Origin of the sequence: Paenirhizobium selenitireducens ATCC BAA-1503 (genome assembly GCF_000518785.1) — a bacterium.
Lineage (GTDB): Bacteria > Pseudomonadota > Alphaproteobacteria > Rhizobiales > Rhizobiaceae > Allorhizobium > Allorhizobium selenitireducens.
On sequence record NZ_JAEG01000007.1, the window covers coordinates 274,898 to 297,060 of the forward strand.

Here is a 22,163-nt window from a genome sequence, read left to right on the forward strand (position 1 = left end):
CATTCTGGCGGGCGGCGGGCAAACCCGCACGCCCGTTTCTTACCTCCCCCTTGAGGGGGGAGGTCGCGCGAATGCGCGGGTGGGGGTGACACTCGTGACGATCACCCCACCCCGGAGCTTTGCTCCGACCCTCCCCCTCAAGGGGAGGGTGGAGTCATGAAGTTCAACCGCCTGCGCCTGCTCGGCTTCAAGTCCTTCGTCGAACCGACCGAATTCATCATCGAACGGGGCCTGACCGGCGTCGTCGGGCCGAACGGCTGCGGCAAGTCGAACCTTGTCGAGGCGCTGCGCTGGGTGATGGGGGAGAACTCCTACAAGAACATGCGCGCGTCGGGCATGGACGACGTGATCTTCTCCGGTTCCGGCAACCGGCCGGCCCGCAACACCGCCGAAGTCGGCCTCTATCTCGACAATTCCGACCGCACCGCGCCCGCCGCCTTCAACGATGCCGACGAGATCCAGGTGACCCGCCGCATCGAGCGCGGCGAGGGTTCGGTCTATCGCATCAACGGCAAGGAAGCCCGCGCAAAGGACGTGCAGCTTCTGTTCGCCGACGCCTCGACCGGCGCGCGTTCGCCCTCCATGGTTGGCCAGGGCCGTATCGGCGAGCTGATCCAGGCCAAGCCCCAGGCCCGCCGCCAGCTGCTCGAAGAGGCGGCCGGCATTTCCGGGCTGCATTCGCGCCGCCACGAGGCGGAGCTGAGATTGCGCGCCGCCGAGACCAATCTCGAGCGCTTGGAAGACATCACGGCCCAGCTCGAGACCCAGATCGAAAGCCTGAAGCGCCAGGCCCGCCAGGCCAACCGCTTCAAGATGCTCTCCGCCGACATCAGGGCGCATGAGGCCATGCTGCTGCATATCCGCTGGAGCCAGGCCAAGCAGGCCGAGGGCGAGGCGGAAAGCGCGCTGAACCAGGCGACCTCGATCGTCGCCGAAAAGGCGCAGAGCCAGATGGAGGCGGCCAAGGCGCAAGGCATCGCCAGCCTGAAGATGCCGGAACTGCGCGAGGAGGAGGCGCGCTGCGCCGCCGCGCTTCAGCGCCTGCAGATCGCCCGCACCCAGCTCGACGAGGAGGCCGGCCGTCTTCTGCGCCGCCGCGACGAACTCACCCGCCGGCTTGCCCAGCTCTCCGAGGACATCCGCCGCGAGGAACGCCTGGTCGCCGAGAATGCCGAAGTGCTGGAGCGGCTGACGGCGGAGGAAGCGGAACTCGAGGACATCCTCGCCGATTCCGGCCGCACCGGCGAAGAAGCACGCATCGCCTTCGAGGCGGCCGCGGCGACCCTTTCCGACAGCGAGAAGCGTTTTGCCGCGCTGACCGCCGAGCGCGCCGAAGCTGCTGCCGGCCGCAATCAGTTGGAGCGCCTGATCCGCGATCTTGCCGACCGCCGCCAGCGGCTGGAGCGTCAGGTGGCGGAGGCGAATGGCGAGCTGGATCAGATCGCCGCCCGCATCGCAGCCCTTCCCGATCCGGACGAAAAGCGCGAGATGGTCGAGGCCGCCGAACAGGCGCTGGCCGACAGCGAGGGAGCAACCGCCGAGATCGAAGACAGCCTGGCCGAGGCCCGCCGGGCCGAAAGCCTGACGCGCGCGCCGCTCGAGGCCGCCCGTTCCAAACTCAATGCGCTCGAAACCGAGGCGCGCACGATTTCCCGCATGCTGGCCTCGGCCGTTTCGGGCGATTTCACCCCCGTGGCGGAAGAACTGACCGTCACGCGTGGCTATGAGACGGCGCTCGGTGCAGCCCTTGGCGACGACCTCGACAGCCCGCTCGATGCGGCCGCGCCGGCCCACTGGATGCTGAACGGCGTCGGTGCCGGCGATCCGGCCCTGCCGGCGGGCATTGCCTGCCTGGTCGATCATGTCCGCGCGCCGCCGGCGCTGACCCGGCGCCTGCGCCAGATCGGCGTCGTCGCCGACGCCGCGACGGCGCTTCGCCTGATGCCGGAGCTTCGCCCCGGCCAGCGCCTCGTTACCCGCGAAGGCGCCGTCTATCGCTGGGACGGCCATGTCGCCGGCTCCGAAGCCCCGAGCGCGGCCGCTTTGCGACTTGCCCAGAAGAACCGCCTGACCGAGATCGAGACGGAGGTCGAAGAGGCGCAATATGCGCTCACCGACGCCGAGGAGCGTCTGGCCGAGGCGGTCGACGCGATCCGCAGCGAAGAGTCCCGTCTTGCCGAGGCGCGCGACAGGCAGCGCCTGTCGATCCGCCATCTTGCCGAAGCGCGCGAGGCGCTGACCCAGGCGGAACGCGCCTCGGGCGATCTCATCCGCCGGCGTGTCGTCATCGAGGAGGCGGTGAACGGCCTGAAGGCGCAGATCGAGGAAGCGCTCGAACAGGAGGAAAACGCCCGTATCGAGATCGAGGAAACGCCGGACCTCTCCGCCCTCGACGTCAGACTGCGCGAGGCCGAGGCCGAGGTCGCGACCGATCGCGGTCGGCTCGCCGAGGCGCGCGCCCGTTTCGAGGGGCTGGCGCGCGAGGACGAAAGCCGCAGGCGTCGCATTCTCGCCATCCGTCAGGAGCGCTCGACCTGGCAGGCGCGGGCGCGAAACGCCGAAGAGCATATCGCCACTTTGCGCGACCGCGTGGCGGAGGCCGAGGACGAGATGATCGGGCTCGAAATGGCGCCCGACGAGGTCGAGGAAAAGCGCCGCGCCCTGATGAACGAGCTGGAAAAGGCCGAAGCCGCACGCCGCGCCGCAGCCGACCGGCTGGTCGAGGCCGAGACGCGCCAGCGTGATGCCGACCAGAAGGCCGCCGCGGCCCTGGCCGAACTCGCCGAAAGCCGCGAAAAGCGCGGCCGCGCCGAAGAACGTCTGGTCTCGGCCCGCGACTGGCGCAAGGAGGCCGAAACCCGCATCCACGAGGCGCTCTCCGTTCCGCCGCACGAAGCGTTCCGGCTGACGGGGCTCAAGGATCCCTCGGAGATCCCCGATCTGCGCGAGGTCGAACGCGATCTCGACCGCCTGCGCATCGAGCGCGAGCGCCTCGGCGCCGTCAACCTCAGGGCCGACGAAGAGCAGAAGGAGCTGTCGGAACGGCTGGCCGCGCTGATCAAGGAGCGCGACGACATCATCGATGCGATCAAGAAGCTGCGCGGCGCGATCCAGAGCCTCAACCGCGAGGGCCGCGAGCGCCTGCTCGCCGCCTTCGACGTGGTCAACGCCCAGTTCCAGCGCCTGTTCACCCACCTGTTCAACGGCGGCACGGCCGAATTGCAGCTGATCGAAAGCGACGATCCGCTCGAAGCCGGCCTCGAAATCCTCGCTCGCCCGCCCGGCAAGAAGCCGCAGACCATGACGCTTCTGTCAGGCGGCGAGCAGGCTTTGACGGCGATGGCGCTGATCTTTGCGGTCTTCCTCACCAACCCCGCGCCGATCTGCGTGCTGGACGAAGTGGACGCACCGCTCGACGACCACAATGTCGAGCGCTACTGCAACCTGATGGACGAAATGGCCGCCTCGACCGAGACGCGCTTCGTCATCATCACCCACAACCCGATCACCATGGCCCGCATGAACCGCCTGTTCGGCGTCACCATGGCCGAACAGGGCGTCTCCCAGCTGGTGTCGGTCGATCTGGAAACGGCAGAAGCGCTGCGCGAGCGCGACGCGGTTTAGAGCGACCCCATAAGTCCACAGTTTTCAGATGAAACAGGGTTTCACGCCGCCAGCATCAGGCGGTCGCGGCCTTCGTGCTTGGCCTGGTAGAGCGCCTGGTCGGCGCGCGAATAGACGGCCTGGGGCGTGTCCTCGGCTTTGATTTCGGCAAGGCCCGCGGAAAACGTATAGGTGAAATCTCGCGCGTTCGGCAGCGGCCGGCGCTCGTGGATGGCACCGAACACCCGGTCGACGATCTTCTTCGCGTGGAGGATCGAGGTGTCGGGCATGAGCAGCATGAATTCCTCGCCGCCGATCCGGCCAAAGCCGTCCCGCAGGCGGATATTGCCCTGAACGGTGCGGGCGAAGTCGACGAGCACCATGTCGCCGGCCTGGTGGCCGAAGCGATCGTTGATCTGCTTGAAGAGGTCAAGGTCGAACAGGCACAGGCAGCCCTGTCGCGTGCCGGACGGATGCGTGCCGCTCAGCAGATTCTCCAGCAGCGCCCACATGTGGCGGCGGTTGGAAATGTCGGTGAGCTCGTCGGTCTGCGAGGCGCGCGTGGCAAGGTCGCGCAACTGCCGCAGTTCGCGTTCCTCGCGCCGAAGTTCGGTGATGTCGGTGGCGATGAACAGCATCCAGCCGTCCGGCTGCACCGTCTCGACGATCCACAGCCACCGCCCGTCGACGAGATCGCTTTCAAACGAGCGGCGCGGCACCTTGCCCCGGCGCGAGATGGCCGAGGCGAGCCAGGCATTGATGTCGGGATGGGCGATGATCGCGCCGCGGCCCGCCTGCCAGTTGCGGCGCATCAGCTCCGGCCATAGTGGCGTTTCGTCGGGTTCGACGGAATAGGTCTTGCGGAAAGCGGCATTGGCGTAACGCAGCCGGTCCTCCGGATCGTAGACGGCAATCAGGGCCGCCGATTCTTCGCGGAGTGAGGCCAGTTTTTCCGAAACCTGTTCTGTATCCACCGGCGATCGGTTCCCGTCGTTCACGCTACTTCGACGGACAGTATGGGCGCGAACAATGAAATATGAATAAATGGTGGAATTCTTATGTACCAGATTTCCACCCTGCGCCTTCAATAGGGGAGGCCGGTCCGCCCCGTTGTGACGGTCCGGCCGCTCCTTAAGCCTTCTTGACGGCCGAGATCGCGTAACGGTGCTGCGTTGCCCGCTCCAGTCCCTTGAGCAGCGAGAAATTCCGGCGCTGCTGGCGATGAATGGCCTTCAGGTCGAAGTCGACCCGGATGTCTGTGAAACCCGCTTCGGTCAACAGGCGCACGACCTCGTCGGCCCGCGCGCCGTTGGAGAAGTAGACGCGCGACAGGATGCTCCGATGGGTTTCGCCAAGCGCGCCGGGACCATGGCGCTTGTCCGGCGCCATCAGGCCGATCTTCTGGGCAAGCCCGGACAGCGTCGAGAACAGGCGCGACAGCGGGCCGGGATTGACGAAATCGCCGTCGATGATCAGCAGCTTGCCGCCGGGTTTCAGGATGCGGTGCCATTCGCGAAACGCCGCAGCCGGATCGACCAGCGTCCACACCAGGTGGCGATTGGTCACCACATCGGCGGAATTGTCCGGCTCCATCGTCACTTCCGCGTCGCCGAGCAGGAATTCGATCGGCCGCTTGCGGGCCGCAGCCTTGCGCCTTGCGCGCTCCAGCATGGGTTCGGCCCAGTCAATGCCGGTGACCCGGAAGCCGATATCGTCGAGCAAGTGGGAGACGACCGCCGTGCCGCAGGCGAGATCGACCGCCCGCCGTCCTTCGCCGCGTCCCAGATGCTTGAGAAACAGCGCCTGCCAAGCGGCGCGTTCGCCCTCGGAGAAGATCTCGTGGCCGGGCTGCTCGTCGAAGGTCGCCGCGCGCTCCGACCAATAGGCCTTGATCTCGTCTTTCAGGCTGTAATTGCTCGCCAGGTTCATTCTCTCAGCTCCGACACGTCTTGAGTTTGGAAACGTTATAAAAGATAAATCTTGACTGTAAAGATCATGAAATCTATTCCAACGATAAATTAGTGCTGGAGAGAAAAATGAATATCTTCAATAAGGTGGCGTCAGCCGCCCTGGGTCTTGCTGTGCTTTTTTCAGGGGCGGCCTCGGCGAAGGACAAGGTCAAACTCACCGATATCACCGGCCGTGAGGTCGAGGTCAGCGTACCGGTCGAGCACGTGATCCTCGGCGAAGGTCGGCAGATGTATTTCGTCGCCGCCCTCGATACGGAAGAGCCCTTCAGCCGCGTTGTCGGCTGGCGCGACGACTTCAAGAAGGCCGATCTCGATGGCTATAACGCCTATCTGGAAAAATTCCCGGAAATGGAAAAGCTGCCGACCTTCGGCGGCATGAAGGACGGCACCTTCGACATCGAGCAGGCCGTCGCGCTGAAGCCCGACGTCATCATCATGAACATCGACGCCAAGACCGCGACCGAGGAAGCCGGCTACATCGAGAAGCTCGGCAAGGTCGGCATTCCGCTGGTCTATGTCGACTTCCGCGAGAAGCCGATGCTCCACACCGAGCCGTCGATGCGCCTGATGGGCGAACTCTTCGGCAAGCAGGACCGCGCCGAGGACTTCATCGCCTTCCGCGCCGCCGAGATCGCCAAGGTCACCGACGTGCTCGCCAAGGTCGCCGATCTCAAGCGTCCGAGCGTCTTCATGGAGCGCGCCGGCGGCTATTCCGATGATTGCTGCATGTCCTTCGGCAACGAGAACTTCGGCCAGATGGTCGCGCTCGCCGGCGGCACCAACATGGCCTCGGACTTCATCCCCGGCACCTTCGGCACCGTCAATCCCGAGCAGATCATCGCCTCCAACCCGGACCAGGTCATCATCACCGGCGCCAACTGGGAGCTCTATGTCCCCGGCGGTGCATGGGTCGGCGTCGGCCCGGGTGCCGACAAGGCCAAGAGTGCAGAAAAGCTCGCCAAGCTGATGGAACGCCCGGCCTTCACCGGCATCAAGGCGGTCAAGGACGGCAATGTCCATGCGATCTGGCACCAGTTCTACAACAACCCCTACCAGTTCGTCGCCATCCAGCAGATCGCCAAGTGGCTGCATCCTGACCTGTTCAAGGATCTCGATCCGGACAAGACCTTCCGCAGCCTGCACGAGCGCTTCCTGCCCGTCGATTACCGGCCCGGTTACTGGGTCTCGCTGAACGCCGGCAACTGATATGGCCGCGGCTGTCGAAACCGTCACGATCAAGGAAGGGCGCGGTCTTTACCGCGCCCTGTCCTTCAGGCGCATCCTGCTGATCGCTTTCCTGTGCTGTCTGCTGTTCCTGTCGGTCTCCGCCGACATGGCGGTCGGGCCGGCCAACTACACCATTGCCGAAGTGCTGAAGGCGCTGTTTTACAAGGACAGCGTCGACGTCCAGCGCCAGGTGGTGATCTGGGACATCCGCATGCCGATCGCGCTGATGGCGGTGACCGTCGGCGCCTCGCTGTCGCTCGCCGGCGCGCAGATGCAGACCATTCTCGCCAATCCGCTGGCGAGCCCCTTCACGCTCGGCATTTCCGCCGCCGCGAGCTTCGGCGCCGCACTCGGCCTCGTCGCCGGCGTCTCGCTCGTGCCGATCGCCGTGCACCTCATGGTGCCGATCAATGCCTTCATCATGGCCATGCTCGCCGCCCTCTTCATCCATTTCGCCTCGACGCTGCGCGGCGTGACCGTCGAAACCATCGTGCTGCTCGGCATCGCCCTGGTCTTCACCTTCAACGCTGCCCTGTCGCTGCTCGAATATCTCGCCTCCGAACAGGCGCTCGCCGCCGTCGTCTTCTGGACCATGGGCAGCCTCACCAAGGCGACCTGGGTCAAGGTCGCGGTCACCGGCGTCATGCTCGTCATCGCGATCCCGCTCTTTGCCCGCAATGCCTGGCAGCTGACCGCTCTCCGCATGGGCGACGAGAAGGCCGCTAGCCTCGGCGTCAACGTCCGTCGGCTGCGGCTCACCACGCTGATGGTCGTCGCGCTGCTCGCCGCCATTCCCGTCTCCTTCGTCGGCACGATCGGCTTCATCGGTCTGGTCGGGCCGCATATCGCCCGCATGCTGGTCGGTGAGGACCAGCGCTTCTTCCTGCCCGCCTCGGTGGTTTGCGGCGCGCTGCTGCTCTCGGCCACCTCGGTGGTCAGCAAGTCGATCATCCCGGGCGCCATCCTGCCGATCGGGGTGATCACCGCGCTGGTCGGCGTACCCTTCTTCTTCGTCCTGATTTTCACCCAGCGGAGGCGCGCATGGTAGGCCTGGCAATGCAGGATCTCTCCGTCCGCTACGGACGCACCGAGATCGTCTCCGGCATCAGCGCCGAAATCCCATCCCCGGGCGGGCTGACGGCGGTCATCGGCCCGAACGCCGCCGGCAAGTCCAGCTTCCTGAAGCGCATCGCCGGCCTTGCCAAGGGAGCGGGCACCGTCGTCGTGGTGGACGGCCAGAAGGGCGATGCCGGCATTTCCTACATGCCGCAGGATACGGCCTGCAATGCCGTGCTCTCGGTCTACGAATCCGTGCTGATGGCGGCCAAGCAGGGTTCCGGCTGGCAGGTCGAGGACCATGAGCTGGCCGACATCGACCGGGTGCTCGCCTCGCTGAAGATCACCCCCTGGGCCTTCCGCAATCTCGGCGAACTCTCGGGCGGACAGCGTCAGCTCGTCGCCATCGCCCAGGCGCTGATCCGCAAGCCGGAAATCCTGCTGATGGACGAGCCGACCTCGGCGCTCGACCTCTACCGCCAGATCGAAGTGCTGACCTATATGTCGGCGCTCGCCCGGCGCACCGGCATGGCGGTGGTCATCGCGCTGCACGATTTGAACCACGCCCTGCGCTATTGCGAGCGCACGCTGGTGATCGCCGAGGGCAAGCTGGTCGCCAGCGGCCCGTCGGAAGAGGTCATCACCCGCGACATGCTGCGCGACATCTACCGCGTCGATGCCCGCGTCGAGCGCTGCTCGCTCAGCCGGCCCATGGTGATCGTCGACAGCTCCATCCTCTGATCGCAGGCCGCGCTCCGGGGCGACCGGCACGACCTCTATTGGGGCGGCGCGCGCCGGTCCGCAATTCCGCTCTTCCCATCGACCGCGCATCGCGGAAGGATGTGAGTGGCGCCGTGACTTGCGATTCGGCGCGGGAGGAACGAATTCCATGGAAGGACGAGCGCGCAGGACGGTCGCTTCAGCTCTGCTGCTGGGTTTGAGCCTGGCCTTCGCCGGCCTGTCGGTTTCGACCGCCGCCGAACCGTCCCTGGCGGGCAATTTCCTCCCCGCGGTCATTGCCACCTCCGAGCCGCATCGCGCGGCGCTGGTCCACCTGATCCGCGGCAAGCCCGGCCTGCCGGCCTGGGTGCGCAACATGGTGAGCCGCGACCGATACGTCGCGCTGGCATCGAGGCGGGTCGAGGTCGAGGGCAAGTCGATGCAGCTCTTTGCCGCCTGCCAGGCGGGAAATTGTGCCGCAAGCGCGATCCGCTTGCTCTATTCCGAAGACGGCAAGCGGGCGGTGATGCGCGTCGCCGACCTGAAACTGGGGACTGTCGTGCTCGGCGATCCGACGCCGGCCGAGGCGGGTGTTCTGGCTGCGGAGTAAGTATCCGCCGGCGGCGCCCGCGGCTCTTCCGCATTAACTGTCTGCCGCAATTATGATGCAATGCAGCATAATCATGCGTGCTCGGCGTTTTCATTCCGTCACATATGCTGTAAACCGTCGGAAAAAGCCTGTTCGGGTGGAGATGAGGCATGAGGAAATGGGTTTATACCTTCGGCAACGGAGCGGCCGAGGGTAGTGCTGCCGATCGCAACCATCTGGGCGGCAAGGGCGCCAACCTTGCCGAGATGGCAAGCCTTGGCTTGCCGGTTCCTCCCGGCCTCACCATCGTCACAGACGCCTGCGCCTTCTACTACAAGAATGGCCGAAGCCTGCCCGACGACCTGAAGGAACAGGTGCTTGACGGCATCAAGGGCATGGAGGCGGCGACCGGCCGCGGTTTCGGCGATACCTCCCTGCCGCTCCTGCTGTCCGTCCGCTCCGGCGCCCGCACCTCGATGCCGGGCATGATGGACACCGTCCTCAATCTCGGCCTCAACGATCAGACGGTCGAAGCGCTCGGCCACAATTCCGGCGATGCGCGCTTCGCCTGGGACAGCTACCGCCGCTTCATCCAGATGTATGGCGACGTCGTGATGGGCATCGACCACGAAGTCTTCGAGGAGATCCTGGAAGACGAGAAGGCCCGCTTCGGTCATGAGCTCGACACCGATCTCTCGGCCGTCGAGTGGCAGCATGTCACCGGCCTCTACAAGGACGTGATCGAGGAATCGCTTGGGCAACCTTTCCCGCAGGACCCGCATGTCCAGCTCTGGGGCGCGATCGGCGCGGTCTTTGCCAGCTGGATGAACCCGCGCGCCGTGACCTACCGGATGCTGCACGCCATTCCCGCCGAATGGGGCACTGCCGTCACGGTCCAGGCCATGGTCTTCGGCAATCTCGGCTCGTCGTCGGCGACCGGCGTCGCCTTCACCCGCAATCCGTCCACCGGCGAAAAATCGCTCTACGGCGAGTTCCTGGTCAATGCGCAGGGCGAGGACGTCGTCGCCGGCATCCGCACGCCCCAGTCGATCACCGAGGCCGCGCGCATCGAGAGTGGTTCCGACAAGCCGTCGCTGGAAAAGGTCATGCCCGAGGCCTTCGCCGAATTCGGCCGCATCTGCGACCGGCTGGAAGCGCACTACCGCGACATGCAGGACCTCGAATTCACCATCGAGCGCGGCAAGCTGTGGATGCTGCAGGCCCGCTCCGGCAAGCGCACCACCAAGGCGGCGATGAAGATCGCCGTCGACATGGTCGCCGAAGGCCTGATCACCGAGGAGCAGGCCGTCCTGCGCATCGAGCCGTCCTCGCTCGATCAGCTGCTGCATCCGACCATCGACCCGAAGGTTGAGCGTCACGTAATCGGCTCCGGCCTGCCGGCATCGCCGGGGGCCGCCACCGGCGCCATCGTCTTTACCGCCGAAGAGGCGGTGGTGGCGGAGGAAGAGGGCCGCAAGGTCATCCTCGTGCGCGTCGAAACCAGCCCGGAAGACATTCACGGCATGCACGCGGCCCAGGGCATCCTGACCACCCGCGGCGGCATGACCAGCCACGCCGCCGTCGTCGCGCGCGGCATGGGCATCCCCTGCGTGTCCGGCGCCGGCACCATGCGTGTCGATCTGAGGAACGAACTGCTGATCGGCACGGGCGTCACGCTGAAGAAGGGCGACGTCATCACCATCGACGGCTCCACCGGCCAGGTGCTGAAGGGCGAGGTGCCGATGCTCCAGCCCGAGCTTTCCGGCGATTTCGCCCAGTTGATGGTGTGGGCCGACAAGGCGCGCCGCATGACGGTGCGCACCAATGCCGATACGCCCGTCGATGCGCGCGCCGCGCGCTCCTTCGGCGCCGAGGGCATCGGCCTCTGCCGCACCGAGCACATGTTCTTCGAGGGCGAGCGCATCCAGGTGATGCGCGAGATGATCCTCGCGGAGGACGAGACCGGCCGCCGTCTGGCCCTCGACAAGCTCCTGCCGATGCAGCGTTCCGACTTCACCGAACTCTTCGCCATCATGCACGGCCTGCCGGTGACCATCCGCCTGCTCGATCCGCCGCTGCATGAATTCCTGCCGAAGACGGAAGAAGAGATCGCCGAAGTGGCAACCGCCATGGGCATGGATGCGCAGCTGCTCAGCCAGCGGGTCGATGCTCTGCACGAGTTCAACCCCATGCTCGGCCATCGCGGCTGCCGTCTCGCCATCTCCTATCCCGAGATCGCCGAGATGCAGGCGCGCGCCATCTTCGAGGCGGCCGTCGCCGCCGCCCGCGAGACGGGTGCGGCCGTCGTTCCGGAAATCATGGTGCCGCTGGTCGGCCTGAAAGCCGAGCTCGACTACGTCAAGGCCCTGATCGACAAGGTGGCGAAGGACGTCATGACCGAGGCGGGACTGGATATCTCCTACCTCGTCGGCACGATGATCGAGCTGCCGCGCGCAGCCCTTCGCGCCCATGTCATCGCCGAGGCCGCCGAGTTCTTCTCCTTCGGCACCAACGACCTGACGCAGACCACCTTCGGCATCTCCCGCGACGATGCATCGGCCTTCATTCCGACCTACCAGCGCAAGGGCATCATCGAGCACGATCCCTTCATCTCGCTCGATTTCGACGGCGTGGGTGAACTGATCCGCATCGCTGCCGAGCGCGGCCGAAGGACCCGGCCCGACATGAAACTCGGCATTTGCGGCGAACACGGCGGCGACCCGGCCTCGATCCACTTCTGCGAAAGCGCCGGCCTCGACTACGTCTCCTGCTCGCCCTTCCGCGTGCCGATCGCGCGGCTGTCGGCCGCCCAGGCGGCGATCGGCAGTGCCGCGAAGGTCGATCCCTGAGGCAGCCTGCCCATCCCTAACCCGGCACCGCCGGCACCTCGCGTCGCATGTCCGGCTCGTCGTGGATGAAGGTGAGCTGAAGGGTCGCCATGCGCTCGGCCGCCGGATCGTTGCCGACAAGGTCCGTCCCGGGCTCGTCGACCGCGATGCCGCCCTCGCGCAGCGCGGCGACCAGGGCAGGGTAGGCGCCGGCGGACAGTGTCAGGCGGATCGTGTTCATCAGGTTGGAATACATCTGCACGTCGTCGATCCAGCCGCCGAGGCGGTTGACGGTGTCGAAGACGAAGCTGGTGGCGTCCTTGCGCTCGCGCCGCGTGACGGCGTTCAGCATCAGAATCCGCATCATGTCGGCCATTCCCGTCGGTGGTTGCTTGAGGACGATTCTCGTCACGGCGGATGACAAAGCAAGCCGTTTGTGGAATAGGCGAGGTCGAGCCTTTCAATCGAGACAGCAGAAAGCCCGGACGACAGATGAGCAAGCGCCGCCAGAGCCAGAGATCCCGTCCGAAGGCAAGGGTAAGGGCCGACGGCAGCACGGCGAACGGCCAGCGTCCGCGCCCCGAGGCGGCATCGTCCGCGGCGAAAGGGCAGGCCGAAGCCAAGACCAAGGCCACCGCCAAAGCCACCGCCACCGTCGGCGGAAAATCCACTGCCAGTGCAGCCGCCGCCTCCGCCCGGGCCGCCGCGTCCGACGCACCCCCGGTCCCCGCCGGCAATCGTCCGGATTTCGCCGCGATCTTCGCCAACCCCTCGTTTCGCCGCTCGCTCTGGCTGCTCAATGCCGGCGTGATCGGCCTGCTTCTGTCGCAGGGCATTCCGCACGACTACGGCTTCCTCGAGCTCGGCGCGCTGTTCACGCTGTCGGTCTACGATCTGGCGCTCGCCATGCTGGGCCTGGCGCTCGGCGCCGCCATGGCCGAGACCCGCCGCGACTTCGCCGCCGTCGTCGGCGTCTTCCTCGCCGTGCTGGTCGTCATGCTGACCTTCTTCGATCCGATCTTTCGCGTCATTCTCTCGTCGCCGCTGGGCGAGGTGCTCTACCTGATCGCACCGACGGCCGTCATGCTGACCGGCGCCTCGCTCTGGCTGACGGGCCGCTACCGTCAATGGGCCGTCATGCTCGCCGCGGCCGTCGTTGCCTTTGCCTTCTCGCTGTTCGTCGGTCTTGACGACATCGGGGTCGGCCTCATCGATTTCGCCTTCGGCACGGTTTTGAGCGCGCTCTGGCTGGTGCTGGCACCCGCCCTGATGCTCCGCCATTTCCGCGGCCCCTGGCTGAGGATCCCGTCGCGCATCGTCGGCAGCTGGCTGGTCGTCATCGGTATCATCGTGCTGGTGTCGCTCTACGTGCCCATGCCGCTGAAGGCGCCGGCGCTCCCCGACCCGTCGCAGCCGGACGGCGGCGCGATCGAGCTGCAGATCCCCGACGACGGCTCTGCCCCGACGCTGAACGGCGAGGTGCTGGATCTGGAGGGCGCCGCCGAACCGCAGGCGCCCGGGGCGCCTTCATCGCCCTCCGAGCCTTCAGCTCCTGCAGAACCGGCCCCGGCTCAGACCACGCCACCCAAACCGTAAGCGCGGCGGCCACCGACAGCGCACGCTCCGCAACGCCCTTGGTCCGGCTGGGTCTCCGACCCTCAAGGGGAGATCGACGCGCCAAGCGTCCCCACGCTTCGACCGAAAACTGTCGCCCGGCATCGATCGCGCGGTTCCGCTCTCTCCGTCGCCGGATATCGAGACCACGGATAGGCCTGACCGATCTCCGCGCCTGCGGGGAGGCATGTCCGTCCTTCGGTGAACGCAGGAGGGCAGGGGTATCCCATATGAACCGCTCGATCGCGACAATCCCGCCGCCCGCTTGTCGCCCCTGCGGCCAGACGATAAACAGGTGGGGACTGCTTCGCTTGTCCCTCCGCCTGACCCGGTGCCGCCCCCGATGACCATCCGCTACGACAGACCCGTATCGCGCTCGGCCTTTCTCGCCTGGCGGCTTGGTCTGCTTGCCGCCGGCATGCTGGCGATCGTCATCCTGGCGCACCGCTTCGGCCCGTTGACCACGCCCGATTTCGTCGCGCTGGTGGCGATCTCCACCGTACCCGCAGCGCTTGCCGTGCCGCTTGCCCTGATCGGCCTTGCCCGGCTCTGGCAGGTCGGCGCGCTCGGCGGCGTGGCCGCAGCCTGGGCGCTGTTCTATGCCACGCTGCCGCTGGGGCTCACCGGCTGGGCCGCCGCCCACTATCTCGATCGTCCGCCGATCTATGATGTCTCGAGCGATCTCGTCGACCCACCACAATGGCTGCGCGCACCGGCCGCCAACCAGCAATGGATGGAACGGCCGCCCATCACCTCGGCCACCCGCGAGGCGCAATCCAGTGCCTATCCGGGACTGACCGGGCGGCGCTACGAAGGGGCGCTGGACCGTGTCTACGAGGCGGTCCGCAAGGTCGCTGGCGCCAATGGGCTGACCATCATCGCCGAGCGCGGCCAGGAATTTGCCGTTCCGGAGTTCCAGCCGCTGGCGCCTGCCGCGCCGGCCGGTACCGCCGACCCCAATGCCGAACCACTCAGCGTGCCCGTGCCGCTGCCGCGCCCGGAGCCTGAGCTTGCGGCGCCATCGCTGCCGCCCGAACCGGTGGGCACAGTGCGCCTTCAGGCGACCACCCGCACCTTCGCGCTCGGTCTGCCTTTCGACGTCGTCATCCGGCTGCGCGAGGAGGCCGAGACGACGCTGGTCGACCTGCGCGTCGCCAGCCGCTTTGGCCCGCACGATCTCGGCATTGGCGCGGAAATCGCCGAGCACTACATGCACGTGCTCGACGCCGAACTCCTGGGGATTGCCGGGGACTGACCGTTCAGGCGGGTTGGTAGACGCCGGCCAGCCGGGCCGGGCCGTCGGTCGTCACCTGGCCCTTTTCGACCAGGTCTTCCAGGTGCGCGAGCACGGACAGCGCGGCTGCGCCATGCAGGCGCGGATCGGTGCTGGCATAGATCACCTTGACCATGTCGGGGATCAGCCGGTCGCCGGCGCGGATGCGCTCCAGCACCGCCCGCTCGCGCATGCGACGGTGGGTCCGAAGCCCGCGCAGGAAGGCCGCCGGCTCGTTTACCGGCCCGCCGTGGCCGGGAAGATAGATCCGGTCGTCGCGGGTGAGCAGCCGCTCCAGCGAGGCCATGTAGTCGCCCATGGCGCCATCCGGCGGTGCGACGATCGAGGTCGCCCAGGCCATGACATGGTCGGCGGAAAAGACGATGCCGTCGTCATCCAGCGCGAAGGCGGCATGGTTGGCCGTGTGCCCCGGCGTGAGGATGGTGGTCAGCCGCCAGCCGTCGCCTTCCACCACGTCGCCGTCGGCAAGCGTTATGTCGGGCACGAAGTCGAGATCCGAGCTTTCGGCAAAGGGATTGGCCTCGCCCTCGTGCAGCGGCCGGGCCGGGCGATAAGGCCCCTCGGCGACGATCAGGGCACCCGTTTCCGCCTTCAGCCGGCGGGCCAGCGGCGAGTGGTCCTTGTGGGTGTGGCTGACCGCGATATGCGTCACCTCGCGGCCGGCGAGCGCCGCCATCAGCGCTGAAAAATGCGCTTCGTCTTCCGGTCCCGGATCGATCACGCAAACGGAAGCGTCGCCGACGATATAGCTGTTGGTGCCGTGGAAGGTGAAGGGGCCGGGATTGTTGACCGTGATGCGCTGGACATGCCCGGCCACCGGCACGGCCTCGCCATGGGCGGGCTGGAAGGCCAGGTCGAATTCCGGGCTCTTGGGCGCGTCGCGCGGCTCGCTCATTTATACTCGATCTCGATGAAGGACATCGGCTTCTTGCCGCCGTTGACGACATTGTGCTCGACGCCCGCGTCGCGGCGATAGGCCTCGCCGACCGGCCGCGTCAGCCGATGCTCGCCGGTCGCGTCCTCGATGAGAAATTCACATTCCGTCATGGTCACGACGACATAGCCCATGCCATGCACATGATGCCCGGTCGCAGCCCCCGGCTCGAAATCCCAGCGCGTGATGCGGACCACCTGGTCGTCGACCAGAACGGTGGGCATTGCGGGCGGGCGGGCGGAATATCCGGGCATGGTGGCTCCTCTTGGCGTGCGACACTCGGCGAGAGGTATCGCACCGCAAAAGGGTCGGCGTAAAGGGCGAAGACGATGTGCGGCGGTCGCGACCGCGCATTGACGTTGGCGGGCTGCGGGCTGGGGCGTGGGTATGGATCCTCGGGTCAAGCCCGAGGATGACGGAGTTTCAAAGGACGCGAGGCACCTGGCCCATGCACTCTGCAATAGAATGTGGGAGACGAGGAAGCGTCCAATTAATGTGGAAGACGAGGAAGCCCGGAGCAAACCCCTTACGACACCGTCATCCTCGGGCTTGACCCGAGGATCCACGCCCAAGCCTCAGAGCCTGACGATTCATTGGCGCGACGCGCTCCTAGCCAAGACGCGACCCGGCCACGCCGCCATGGCCAAAGGAAACCCCCGGCCCGGGGAGGGCCGGGGCATGAGACGTCGTTCGATTATGCCACGCGGCGCTCGTGGCGGCCTTCCTCGACCTCCTCGACGATCTTCCTGACGAAGGCATCGAGGTCGTTGGGGGTGCGCGAGGTGATGATGCCCTGATCGGTCACCACGGCCTCGTCGCGCCAGGCAGCGCCGGCGTTCATCAGGTCGGTCTTGATCGAGGCATAGGACGTCGCCTTGCGGCCCTTGAGGGCACCGGCTTCCACCAGCAGCCAGGGACCGTGGCAGATCGCGGCGACCGGCTTGCCGGACCGGACGAAGCGCTTGACCAGATCGACCGCATCGGCGTCGGCGCGCAACAGGTCGGGATTGATCTGGCCGCCGGGGATGACCAGCGCGTCATAGTCGTCGACCGAGACGTCGCCGACGACGAGATCGACATCGACGCTGTCGCCCCAGTCCTTGTCGGCCCAGCTCTTGATCGGGGCCTTCTCCAGCGAAGCGATCTCGACCTTGGCGCCATGGGCCTTCAGCTTGTCGAGCGGGAACCTGAGCTCCGAGCGCTCATAGCCGTCGGTGGCGAGGATGAGGATACGTGCCGAATTGATGGAGGGCATGAAGATCTCCTTGTCTGTGCTTGGTTTCGCTTGGGGTGGATGCAAGGTAAAACCCCCGAACGCCGCGATCGTTCCCGCAACAGCCCGGTCGCTTCAGCAAAAGCCGGTCACTTCAGCAAAAGCCGGTCGCTTCAGCAAAAGAATGTGAAGATGTGGCCTTCCTGCGTGCTCGGACGATACGATCGACGGCCCGAAGAGCCGTCTTGCCGCCTTGAAAAAATCCGTCACAAGGTCATTGCCGCTCGGGCCGGCCTTTGCTAATCAGGCGACCATCCGCGAGCGGCTTCTTTGCCGCCGCTCTGTTGGGGCGTCGCCAAGCGGTAAGGCACCGGTTTTTGGTACCGGCATTCCCAGGTTCGAATCCTGGCGCCCCAGCCATTTTTTCCAAATTCCTTCCGGACCGAAGGCCGCGCCGCGTGTTGTCGGCGGATACAAAACTCTACAAATCGCAACGGGCGTGAAAGACGCCAGCCAAGTCCGGCAGGCACTCTCGAGCCATCCCCGCTGCCCCGGCGGGTTGGAGATGAGGAGAGAGCGATGCTGAAGAAACTGCTATTGGCGCTTGCCATCCTGGCCGGCGCCTCGACAGTTGCCGCGGCGGCGACCGTTGCCATTGCGACCGGAAACGTCAATCTGCGGGCAGGCCCGTCGACGGCCTATCCCGTCGTCACCGTGGTGCCGGTCGGCGCCCGCATCGTCACGCATGGCTGCGTTGCCGGATACACCTGGTGCGACATTGCCTATGGATCCTATCGCGGCTGGGTCGCCGCCAGCTATGTCCAGGTGGTCTACCAGGGCGCCCCGGTGGTGCTGACACCCGCCGTTGCCCCGGTCGTCGGCGTCACCGTCGTGACCTATAACCGCGTCTACTGGGACACCTATTATGCCGCCTATCCGTGGTACCGGAACTGGGGCGTCTATGCCCGCTATCCGGCCGGTCGGGTGAGCACCTACGACCGCTCGGTCGATTGCGCCGACGGAAGCTGCACGGCAAACCGTGCGACGACCGGTGTCTATGGCGGCACCGCCAACCACACCCGCACCTGCTCCGGTGGCGAGTGCACGGCGACCCGAAACGTGGTCGGCCCCTCCGGCAACAGCGCGTCCCGCGTGCGCAATTGCAGCGCCAACGACCGCACTTGCACGGTGACGAGGACCGGCCCGCGTGGCGGCACGGGAACCGGCACCCGCGTCTTCCGGCCCTGACGAACGGAGACGAGACGTCATGCGATCGACCACACTCACGACCCTTTTTGCGATTCTCGCCGCGCTGGCCCTGCCGCTGTCCGCGCAAGGGCAGATGCCGGTGGCGCCGGACGCCGGCGAGAGCGACGAATATCCGATGGCGGAAATCTGCCTCCTGCCGGACGGGATGCAAGGCAATACCTGTGCGGCCTTCTTCCTGGATGAAGACGGCTACGAGATCTGCCTGCGCGACGAAATGAGCGGCCGGATGCGCTGCTCGAGCAGCCACAGCACGCGGCAGGATCGGATGGAAGCGCCCGAGGCACGTCCCTCGGGCATGGTCGGCATCTGACGGGTGACGAGCGTGGCGACCGTTCGCAGGACAGTCAGGTCAAGCGCAGGCAGCTTGTCGCGCGATCGGGTATGACTGGCGGTGGCGGGCGGAGATATTCCGTGGGACGGCGTCGGTCTTGCCGCCGTTCCGTTTCGCCTGTCCGCTACTCACACTTGCCCGGAACCTCGAGTTTGTAGGTGGTCTTGCCGGGACCGTCCGGCAGGACGGGGATCAGGTAGACCAGGAGATCGCATTCCTGGGTGCGGACCTGCCATTCGCTGGCCCCGTCCTTGCGCGTGCCGGTGTTGGAGATCGAGCCGACCGGCGCCTGGCGCACGGCATCCGCCACAGTGCTGCTGGCAAGGATCGTGGTGATCTTTTCCGCGCTGTCGTAATAACCCGAAAGGGCGGCGGCGGCGGGCGTGGCGAGAGCGGTGCAGAGAATGGTCGTGGCGAGAATGTACTTCATGCGCGTCTTCCCTTGAGATCGCCCAAGCCTCCCATGGCTTTGTGGATTTCGCAAGACGGGGCGGGCGCCGGTCCGGCATTGGACTTGACTTCTGATCTGCCTGCTTTAGTCAGGCGCTTGCCGAAAAAATTCGAGACCGGTGTGGTTATTCCGGTCCCCGCCCTGCGGGATATGGTCGCGTTTCGCGAACCCACGGCACCAACCCCAATCAGGGTGGTGCCGTGACAGTTTTTGGCTCCTGTCACGCACGACCCTCAGACAGTGAGCCCCTATGTACGACAAGAAAACCCTTCTGCTTGCCCAGGTCTTCATCACCTTCATGATGGCCGCCTCGATGTCGGGCATCATGTCCTTGCTGGTCCTCGGCCCGACCGCGCAGTGGCTGCATGCCTGGCCCGGACAGTTCGCCATGGCTTGGCCGATTGCCTTCGTCCTGACCCTGTTCGTCAGCAGGCTCGGCTTTGGTCTGGCCGTCCGGATCTGCGGAAGGAAGTCGATCGCCGGCAAGTGAGACGCTGACTTGAAGGTCTGCCGTCGCACCCAGACAAGGAAAAGCCCGCCGGGTACCTCCCGGCGGGCACAAGGGCAGCGGCGAGGCGTGCCGCTTATTCCTGGATCGTGTATTCGCCCATTTCGCAGAGGTTCTGCGTGTCGGTCGTGGTTTCGAGCGCGTCGCCCTGGAATTCGAAGCGCATGTCGTAGTCGCAGTTGTCGCGACCGTCGGCGATGGTGATCTGCATGCTCTCGCCCGGCTCAAGAACGTCCTGGCCGAAGATGTCGTCTTCCCACTTGTCGACGCCGACCGGCGAGGCGTGAAAATTGTTCAGCACCGACTTCGTGCCGTTCTTCAGCGTGAAGACGAGATCTTCCGCATGGGAAGCGCCGGCGGACAGGACCAGCGTCGAAGCGATCAGGGCGAGTTTCAGTTTATGCATGTGAGACAATCCTTTGACACCCAATATCGGGCGAGGGGGATTTATCGATATCGCGGCTGAACCCCGAGTGAATGGATCGTTAGCCTTTCATTCACCATGCGGCGATGGCGATCCATCGACCGGCGGTCACCCGCGGATCTTCACCGGCCGCCAGACGATCGTTTCGGGCGTGCGGTCGAAGGGCGGCTCCATCAGGGTCACCCTGCAGTCGCGGCTGTCGCACACGGTGCAGCGGAAGGGCAGGCTGCGCGGGTCGCGCCCGTGGCCGTAGACGCCGCCGAGGTCGCTGGCGAGAAAGCGTGCCTGGCGCTCGCAACGGCGGCAGGTCGCCACCACGAACATGTGGTGACGGATCGCCTTGCCGAGGGTGTCGATGCTGACGGCCATGAAAAGCAAATGAAACAAAACGGGAACGTAGTCAAGGGCCAGCGCAATCCCGCCCGCCGCCGTCGCCTGTTGACGCAAGAGTTGCAGGCCTTTGCGCGCATTTCCAGTGCCGCGATGTAATATACTGAATATTAACCATAAATTCTAAAGCGCGTAAGGCAAGTGTTAACCCTAACGCATGTATAAAGACCATGCTTCCAGTAGGTAGTGCGTTTGTGAGGCGTGTTTGTTTTGAGTTTCTTCTAGGAGGGCGTCATCCACGGCGTCCTCCGCAAGAAGCCAAGTATTGCGTAGGTGTTTTATGTTGAGTTTTAACACGAATAACGGCGCTATTCTTGCGCTGGATGTCCTCAGATCGACGACGGGCAATCGCGACGACACTCTGTCCCGGGTCTCTTCCGGCCAGCGCGTCGCCACCGCGGCCGACAACGCCGCCTACTGGTCGATCGCCACGACCATGCGCTCCGACAACAAAATGCTGTCTGCCGTCGAGGATGCCCTCGGCCTTGCGGGCGGGATCGTCGACAGCGCCACCAACGGCTACTCCGCCGCCACCGACGTGCTGGTCGAGTTCAAGAAGCTCCTGGTGCTGTCGCGCGAGGCGGGGGTCGACCGGGACAAGATCAATACCGATCTCAACCAGTTGAAGGATCAGCTGAAGACCATCGCCAATTCGTCCAGCTTCGCCGAACAGAACTGGTTGAAGCGCACCGATGTCGCCGACGACGTCGACCGCCAGCTGGTCGGCTCCTTCCGGCGCGATGCTGATGGCGGCGTGACGGTGACGAACATCACCTACGAGATCGCCGGGACGGCCGGCACCTCCGACGTCAATTTCCTGGTCGACGATTTTTCGGGCGACAGCGGCATCCTGACGGGGGCCGGCTTTGCCGCCGAGCTTGGCACCTCGAAGGACTGGGTGCTGTTCAATGGCGAGAACGGCGGCGCCTACGACGAGATCACCCTGACTGACACGACGACCGGCGCCGAGATCGAGGAAATGATCAGCGTCGTCGATGCCATGGCCGAGCGCACCATCGATGTGGCGACCATGCTGGGCGCCATTGGCACCCGCATCGAGCTGCAGACCGAATTCACCAAGGACCTGCAGGATTCGATCGAGTTCGGCGTCGGCAAGATGGTCGATGCCGACCTCAATGCCGAATCCACCCGGCTGAGGGCGCTGCAGACCCAGGAACAGCTCGGCATCCAGGCCTTGCAGATCGCCAATTCCGGGACCGAACGCTTCCTCGATCTGTTGCTCTGACGCGCCGCGTTTGAAACACCGACAAAAAGAAAGCGCTCCGGTCCCCGACCGGAGCGCTTTCTCTATGTCGCGTGCCTATGTGTCGGCGGCGATCACGCGCCGGCGAGGAATTCCTCGCAATAGCTGTTGCCACCGGTGCGCTTGTCGACGACGGTGCGGATGCCGCGGATCACATAGTCCGGCGAAACCGTCAGCTGCACTTCGCAGCGCAGGTATTCGGTGCGGGCGGGCGTCAGGATCTTGCCCTTCTTGCCATTGCCGAGGTCCTCGTAGACGGCCGGCACCGTGCGGTTCTTGTAGCCGCCGCGCCAGGTGTAGAGCGTCGTGCCGCCGGTCTGGGTGTCGGTGGTGGGCGGGCCGAACTTGGCGAAGAAGGCGCCGGCCTGCTGGCCGTTCCAGCGGGCTTCGATCGGGTTCGTGGCGACACCCGTTGTGGTGCAACCGGCAAGCGCCAGCGCAAGGCCGGCCATGGTGATCACGCGGAAATTCATTTCTC

At 65.6% G+C, this 22,163-nt stretch carries 22 protein-coding genes and 1 tRNA gene; 13 read left to right on the plus strand and 10 right to left on the minus strand.

Translation table 11 applies throughout. The features are described 5' to 3' along the window. Nucleotides 1-156: 156 nt before the first annotated feature. Nucleotides 157-3,624 carry a chromosome segregation SMC family protein gene (locus tag L867_RS0111130; RefSeq protein ID WP_028736956.1) on the plus strand — a complete coding sequence of 1,156 codons (3,468 nt, stop codon included), beginning with the start codon at nt 157-159 and terminating at the stop codon, nt 3,622-3,624. Nucleotides 3,625-3,665: 41 nt separating this feature from the next. Here L867_RS0111130 and L867_RS0111135 read toward each other — a convergent pair whose 3' ends face one another. After that, entirely contained in the window at nt 3,666-4,577 is a 912-nt protein-coding gene (locus L867_RS0111135; protein ID WP_028736957.1) for a sensor domain-containing diguanylate cyclase, read from the minus strand. A 157-nt stretch (nt 4,578-4,734) separates the two neighbouring features. Beyond that, nucleotides 4,735-5,532: a class I SAM-dependent methyltransferase gene (locus L867_RS0111140; protein WP_028736958.1), complete on the minus strand. Its 798-nt coding sequence runs from the start codon at nt 5,530-5,532 to the stop codon at nt 4,735-4,737. A 107-nt stretch (nt 5,533-5,639) separates the two neighbouring features. Here L867_RS0111140 and L867_RS0111145 point away from each other — a divergent pair, with 107 nt between their 5' ends. The 5 genes from L867_RS0111145 to ppdK all read left to right on the plus strand — a co-directional run bounded on the left by L867_RS0111145 (nt 5,640) and on the right by ppdK (nt 12,014). Further along, the gene (locus tag L867_RS0111145) at nt 5,640-6,779 is read left to right on the plus strand and encodes an ABC transporter substrate-binding protein (RefSeq protein WP_028736959.1); all 1,140 of its coding nucleotides are present in this window, start codon (nt 5,640-5,642) and stop codon (nt 6,777-6,779) included. Between the two features lies 1 nt (nt 6,780). Further along, complete coding sequence (locus tag L867_RS0111150) at nt 6,781-7,848, plus strand: FecCD family ABC transporter permease (protein ID WP_028736960.1); 1,068 nt, start codon at nt 6,781-6,783, stop codon at nt 7,846-7,848. Next, nucleotides 7,842-8,597 (plus strand): ABC transporter ATP-binding protein, encoded by a 756-nt coding sequence (locus tag L867_RS0111155; RefSeq protein WP_028736961.1) that lies wholly within the window; start codon nt 7,842-7,844, stop codon nt 8,595-8,597. The genes L867_RS0111150 and L867_RS0111155 overlap by 7 nt, the downstream gene beginning before the upstream one ends. A gap of 148 nt (nt 8,598-8,745) precedes the next feature. Further along, nucleotides 8,746-9,186, plus strand: coding sequence for an Ivy family c-type lysozyme inhibitor (locus L867_RS0111160; RefSeq protein ID WP_051438931.1), 441 nt, complete (start codon nt 8,746-8,748; stop codon nt 9,184-9,186). A gap of 149 nt (nt 9,187-9,335) precedes the next feature. Next, a complete protein-coding gene (gene ppdK / locus L867_RS0111165) occupies nt 9,336-12,014 on the plus strand; it encodes a pyruvate, phosphate dikinase (protein WP_028736963.1) in 2,679 nt (892 codons plus the stop codon). A gap of 16 nt (nt 12,015-12,030) precedes the next feature. On the opposite strand, the gene L867_RS0111170 is transcribed toward ppdK, so the two are convergent. After that, complete coding sequence (locus L867_RS0111170) at nt 12,031-12,360, minus strand: hypothetical protein (protein ID WP_146086601.1); 330 nt, start codon at nt 12,358-12,360, stop codon at nt 12,031-12,033. Between the two features lie 125 nt (nt 12,361-12,485). On the opposite strand from L867_RS0111170, the gene L867_RS26415 reads away from it, so the two are divergent. Beyond that, nucleotides 12,486-13,589, plus strand: coding sequence for a hypothetical protein (locus tag L867_RS26415; protein ID WP_051438932.1), 1,104 nt, complete (start codon nt 12,486-12,488; stop codon nt 13,587-13,589). A gap of 361 nt (nt 13,590-13,950) precedes the next feature. After that, entirely contained in the window at nt 13,951-14,862 is a 912-nt protein-coding gene (locus L867_RS0111180) for a DUF1499 domain-containing protein (protein ID WP_028736965.1), read from the plus strand. Nucleotides 14,863-14,866: 4 nt separating this feature from the next. On the opposite strand, the gene L867_RS0111185 is transcribed toward L867_RS0111180, so the two are convergent. From L867_RS0111185 to L867_RS0111195, 3 genes are all read right to left on the minus strand, one after another. Further along, nucleotides 14,867-15,796, minus strand: coding sequence for an MBL fold metallo-hydrolase (locus L867_RS0111185; protein WP_028736966.1), 930 nt, complete (start codon nt 15,794-15,796; stop codon nt 14,867-14,869). Next, entirely contained in the window at nt 15,793-16,089 is a 297-nt protein-coding gene (locus tag L867_RS0111190) for a cupin domain-containing protein (protein ID WP_028736967.1), read from the minus strand. Before L867_RS0111190 ends, L867_RS0111185 begins: the two co-directional genes overlap by 4 nt. 440 nt (nt 16,090-16,529) lie before the next feature. Continuing rightward, nucleotides 16,530-17,090 (minus strand): type 1 glutamine amidotransferase domain-containing protein, encoded by a 561-nt coding sequence (locus tag L867_RS0111195; protein ID WP_028736968.1) that lies wholly within the window; start codon nt 17,088-17,090, stop codon nt 16,530-16,532. 303 nt (nt 17,091-17,393) lie between these two features. On the opposite strand from L867_RS0111195, the gene L867_RS0111200 reads away from it, so the two are divergent. The 3 genes from L867_RS0111200 to L867_RS0111210 all read left to right on the plus strand — a co-directional run bounded on the left by L867_RS0111200 (nt 17,394) and on the right by L867_RS0111210 (nt 18,627). Then, nucleotides 17,394-17,468, plus strand: a tRNA-Gln gene (locus L867_RS0111200). Between the two features lie 159 nt (nt 17,469-17,627). Next, entirely contained in the window at nt 17,628-18,296 is a 669-nt protein-coding gene (locus L867_RS0111205) for an SH3 domain-containing protein (RefSeq protein ID WP_028736969.1), read from the plus strand. Nucleotides 18,297-18,315: 19 nt separating this feature from the next. Beyond that, nucleotides 18,316-18,627, plus strand: a complete 312-nt coding sequence (locus L867_RS0111210; protein ID WP_028736970.1) for a hypothetical protein — start codon at nt 18,316-18,318, stop codon at nt 18,625-18,627. 145 nt (nt 18,628-18,772) lie between these two features. Here L867_RS0111210 and L867_RS0111215 read toward each other — a convergent pair whose 3' ends face one another. Then, entirely contained in the window at nt 18,773-19,078 is a 306-nt protein-coding gene (locus tag L867_RS0111215) for a hypothetical protein (protein WP_028736971.1), read from the minus strand. 271 nt (nt 19,079-19,349) lie between these two features. Here L867_RS0111215 and L867_RS0111220 point away from each other — a divergent pair, with 271 nt between their 5' ends. After that, on the plus strand, nt 19,350-19,589 hold the full coding sequence (locus L867_RS0111220) for a DUF2798 domain-containing protein (protein WP_028736972.1): 240 nt from the start codon (nt 19,350-19,352) through the stop codon (nt 19,587-19,589). A 94-nt stretch (nt 19,590-19,683) separates the two neighbouring features. On the opposite strand, the gene L867_RS0111225 is transcribed toward L867_RS0111220, so the two are convergent. Both L867_RS0111225 and L867_RS0111230 read right to left on the minus strand, forming a co-directional pair. Continuing rightward, nucleotides 19,684-20,013, minus strand: a complete 330-nt coding sequence (locus tag L867_RS0111225; protein ID WP_037173133.1) for a hypothetical protein — start codon at nt 20,011-20,013, stop codon at nt 19,684-19,686. A gap of 126 nt (nt 20,014-20,139) precedes the next feature. Continuing rightward, the gene (locus L867_RS0111230) at nt 20,140-20,400 is read right to left on the minus strand and encodes a hypothetical protein (protein ID WP_146086600.1); all 261 of its coding nucleotides are present in this window, start codon (nt 20,398-20,400) and stop codon (nt 20,140-20,142) included. A 304-nt stretch (nt 20,401-20,704) separates the two neighbouring features. Between L867_RS0111230 and L867_RS0111235 the strand changes: the two genes are divergently transcribed. Continuing rightward, a complete protein-coding gene (locus L867_RS0111235; RefSeq protein WP_408605972.1) occupies nt 20,705-21,667 on the plus strand; it encodes a flagellin N-terminal helical domain-containing protein in 963 nt (320 codons plus the stop codon). A 92-nt stretch (nt 21,668-21,759) separates the two neighbouring features. Here the strand turns inward: L867_RS0111235 and L867_RS0111240 are convergent, their stop codons facing one another. After that, nucleotides 21,760-22,158, minus strand: coding sequence for a hypothetical protein (locus tag L867_RS0111240; RefSeq protein ID WP_028736976.1), 399 nt, complete (start codon nt 22,156-22,158; stop codon nt 21,760-21,762). Nucleotides 22,159-22,163: the final 5 nt, after the last annotated feature.

Bases quoted from the DNA above. Each gene is read 5' to 3' on its own strand.
- L867_RS0111130 (WP_028736956.1), top strand. From the start codon at position 157: ATGAAGTTCAACCGCCTGCGCCTGCTCGGCTTCAAGTCCTTCGTCGAA.
- L867_RS0111140 (WP_028736958.1), bottom strand. From the start codon at position 5,532: ATGAACCTGGCGAGCAATTACAGCCTGAAAGACGAGATCAAGGCCTAT.
- L867_RS0111145 (WP_028736959.1), top strand. From the start codon at position 5,640: ATGAATATCTTCAATAAGGTGGCGTCAGCCGCCCTGGGTCTTGCTGTG.
- L867_RS0111150 (WP_028736960.1), top strand. From the start codon at position 6,781: ATGGCCGCGGCTGTCGAAACCGTCACGATCAAGGAAGGGCGCGGTCTT.
- L867_RS0111155 (WP_028736961.1), top strand. From the start codon at position 7,842: ATGGTAGGCCTGGCAATGCAGGATCTCTCCGTCCGCTACGGACGCACC.
- L867_RS0111160 (WP_051438931.1), top strand. From the start codon at position 8,746: ATGGAAGGACGAGCGCGCAGGACGGTCGCTTCAGCTCTGCTGCTGGGT.
- ppdK (WP_028736963.1), top strand. From the start codon at position 9,336: ATGAGGAAATGGGTTTATACCTTCGGCAACGGAGCGGCCGAGGGTAGT.
- L867_RS0111170 (WP_146086601.1), bottom strand. From the start codon at position 12,360: ATGATGCGGATTCTGATGCTGAACGCCGTCACGCGGCGCGAGCGCAAG.
- L867_RS26415 (WP_051438932.1), top strand. From the start codon at position 12,486: ATGAGCAAGCGCCGCCAGAGCCAGAGATCCCGTCCGAAGGCAAGGGTA.
- L867_RS0111180 (WP_028736965.1), top strand. From the start codon at position 13,951: ATGACCATCCGCTACGACAGACCCGTATCGCGCTCGGCCTTTCTCGCC.
- L867_RS0111185 (WP_028736966.1), bottom strand. From the start codon at position 15,796: ATGAGCGAGCCGCGCGACGCGCCCAAGAGCCCGGAATTCGACCTGGCC.
- L867_RS0111190 (WP_028736967.1), bottom strand. From the start codon at position 16,089: ATGCCCGGATATTCCGCCCGCCCGCCCGCAATGCCCACCGTTCTGGTC.
- L867_RS0111195 (WP_028736968.1), bottom strand. From the start codon at position 17,090: ATGCCCTCCATCAATTCGGCACGTATCCTCATCCTCGCCACCGACGGC.
- L867_RS0111205 (WP_028736969.1), top strand. From the start codon at position 17,628: ATGCTGAAGAAACTGCTATTGGCGCTTGCCATCCTGGCCGGCGCCTCG.
- L867_RS0111210 (WP_028736970.1), top strand. From the start codon at position 18,316: ATGCGATCGACCACACTCACGACCCTTTTTGCGATTCTCGCCGCGCTG.
- L867_RS0111215 (WP_028736971.1), bottom strand. From the start codon at position 19,078: ATGAAGTACATTCTCGCCACGACCATTCTCTGCACCGCTCTCGCCACG.
- L867_RS0111220 (WP_028736972.1), top strand. From the start codon at position 19,350: ATGTACGACAAGAAAACCCTTCTGCTTGCCCAGGTCTTCATCACCTTC.
- L867_RS0111225 (WP_037173133.1), bottom strand. From the start codon at position 20,013: ATGCATAAACTGAAACTCGCCCTGATCGCTTCGACGCTGGTCCTGTCC.
- L867_RS0111230 (WP_146086600.1), bottom strand. From the start codon at position 20,400: ATGGCCGTCAGCATCGACACCCTCGGCAAGGCGATCCGTCACCACATG.
- L867_RS0111240 (WP_028736976.1), bottom strand. From the start codon at position 22,158: ATGAATTTCCGCGTGATCACCATGGCCGGCCTTGCGCTGGCGCTTGCC.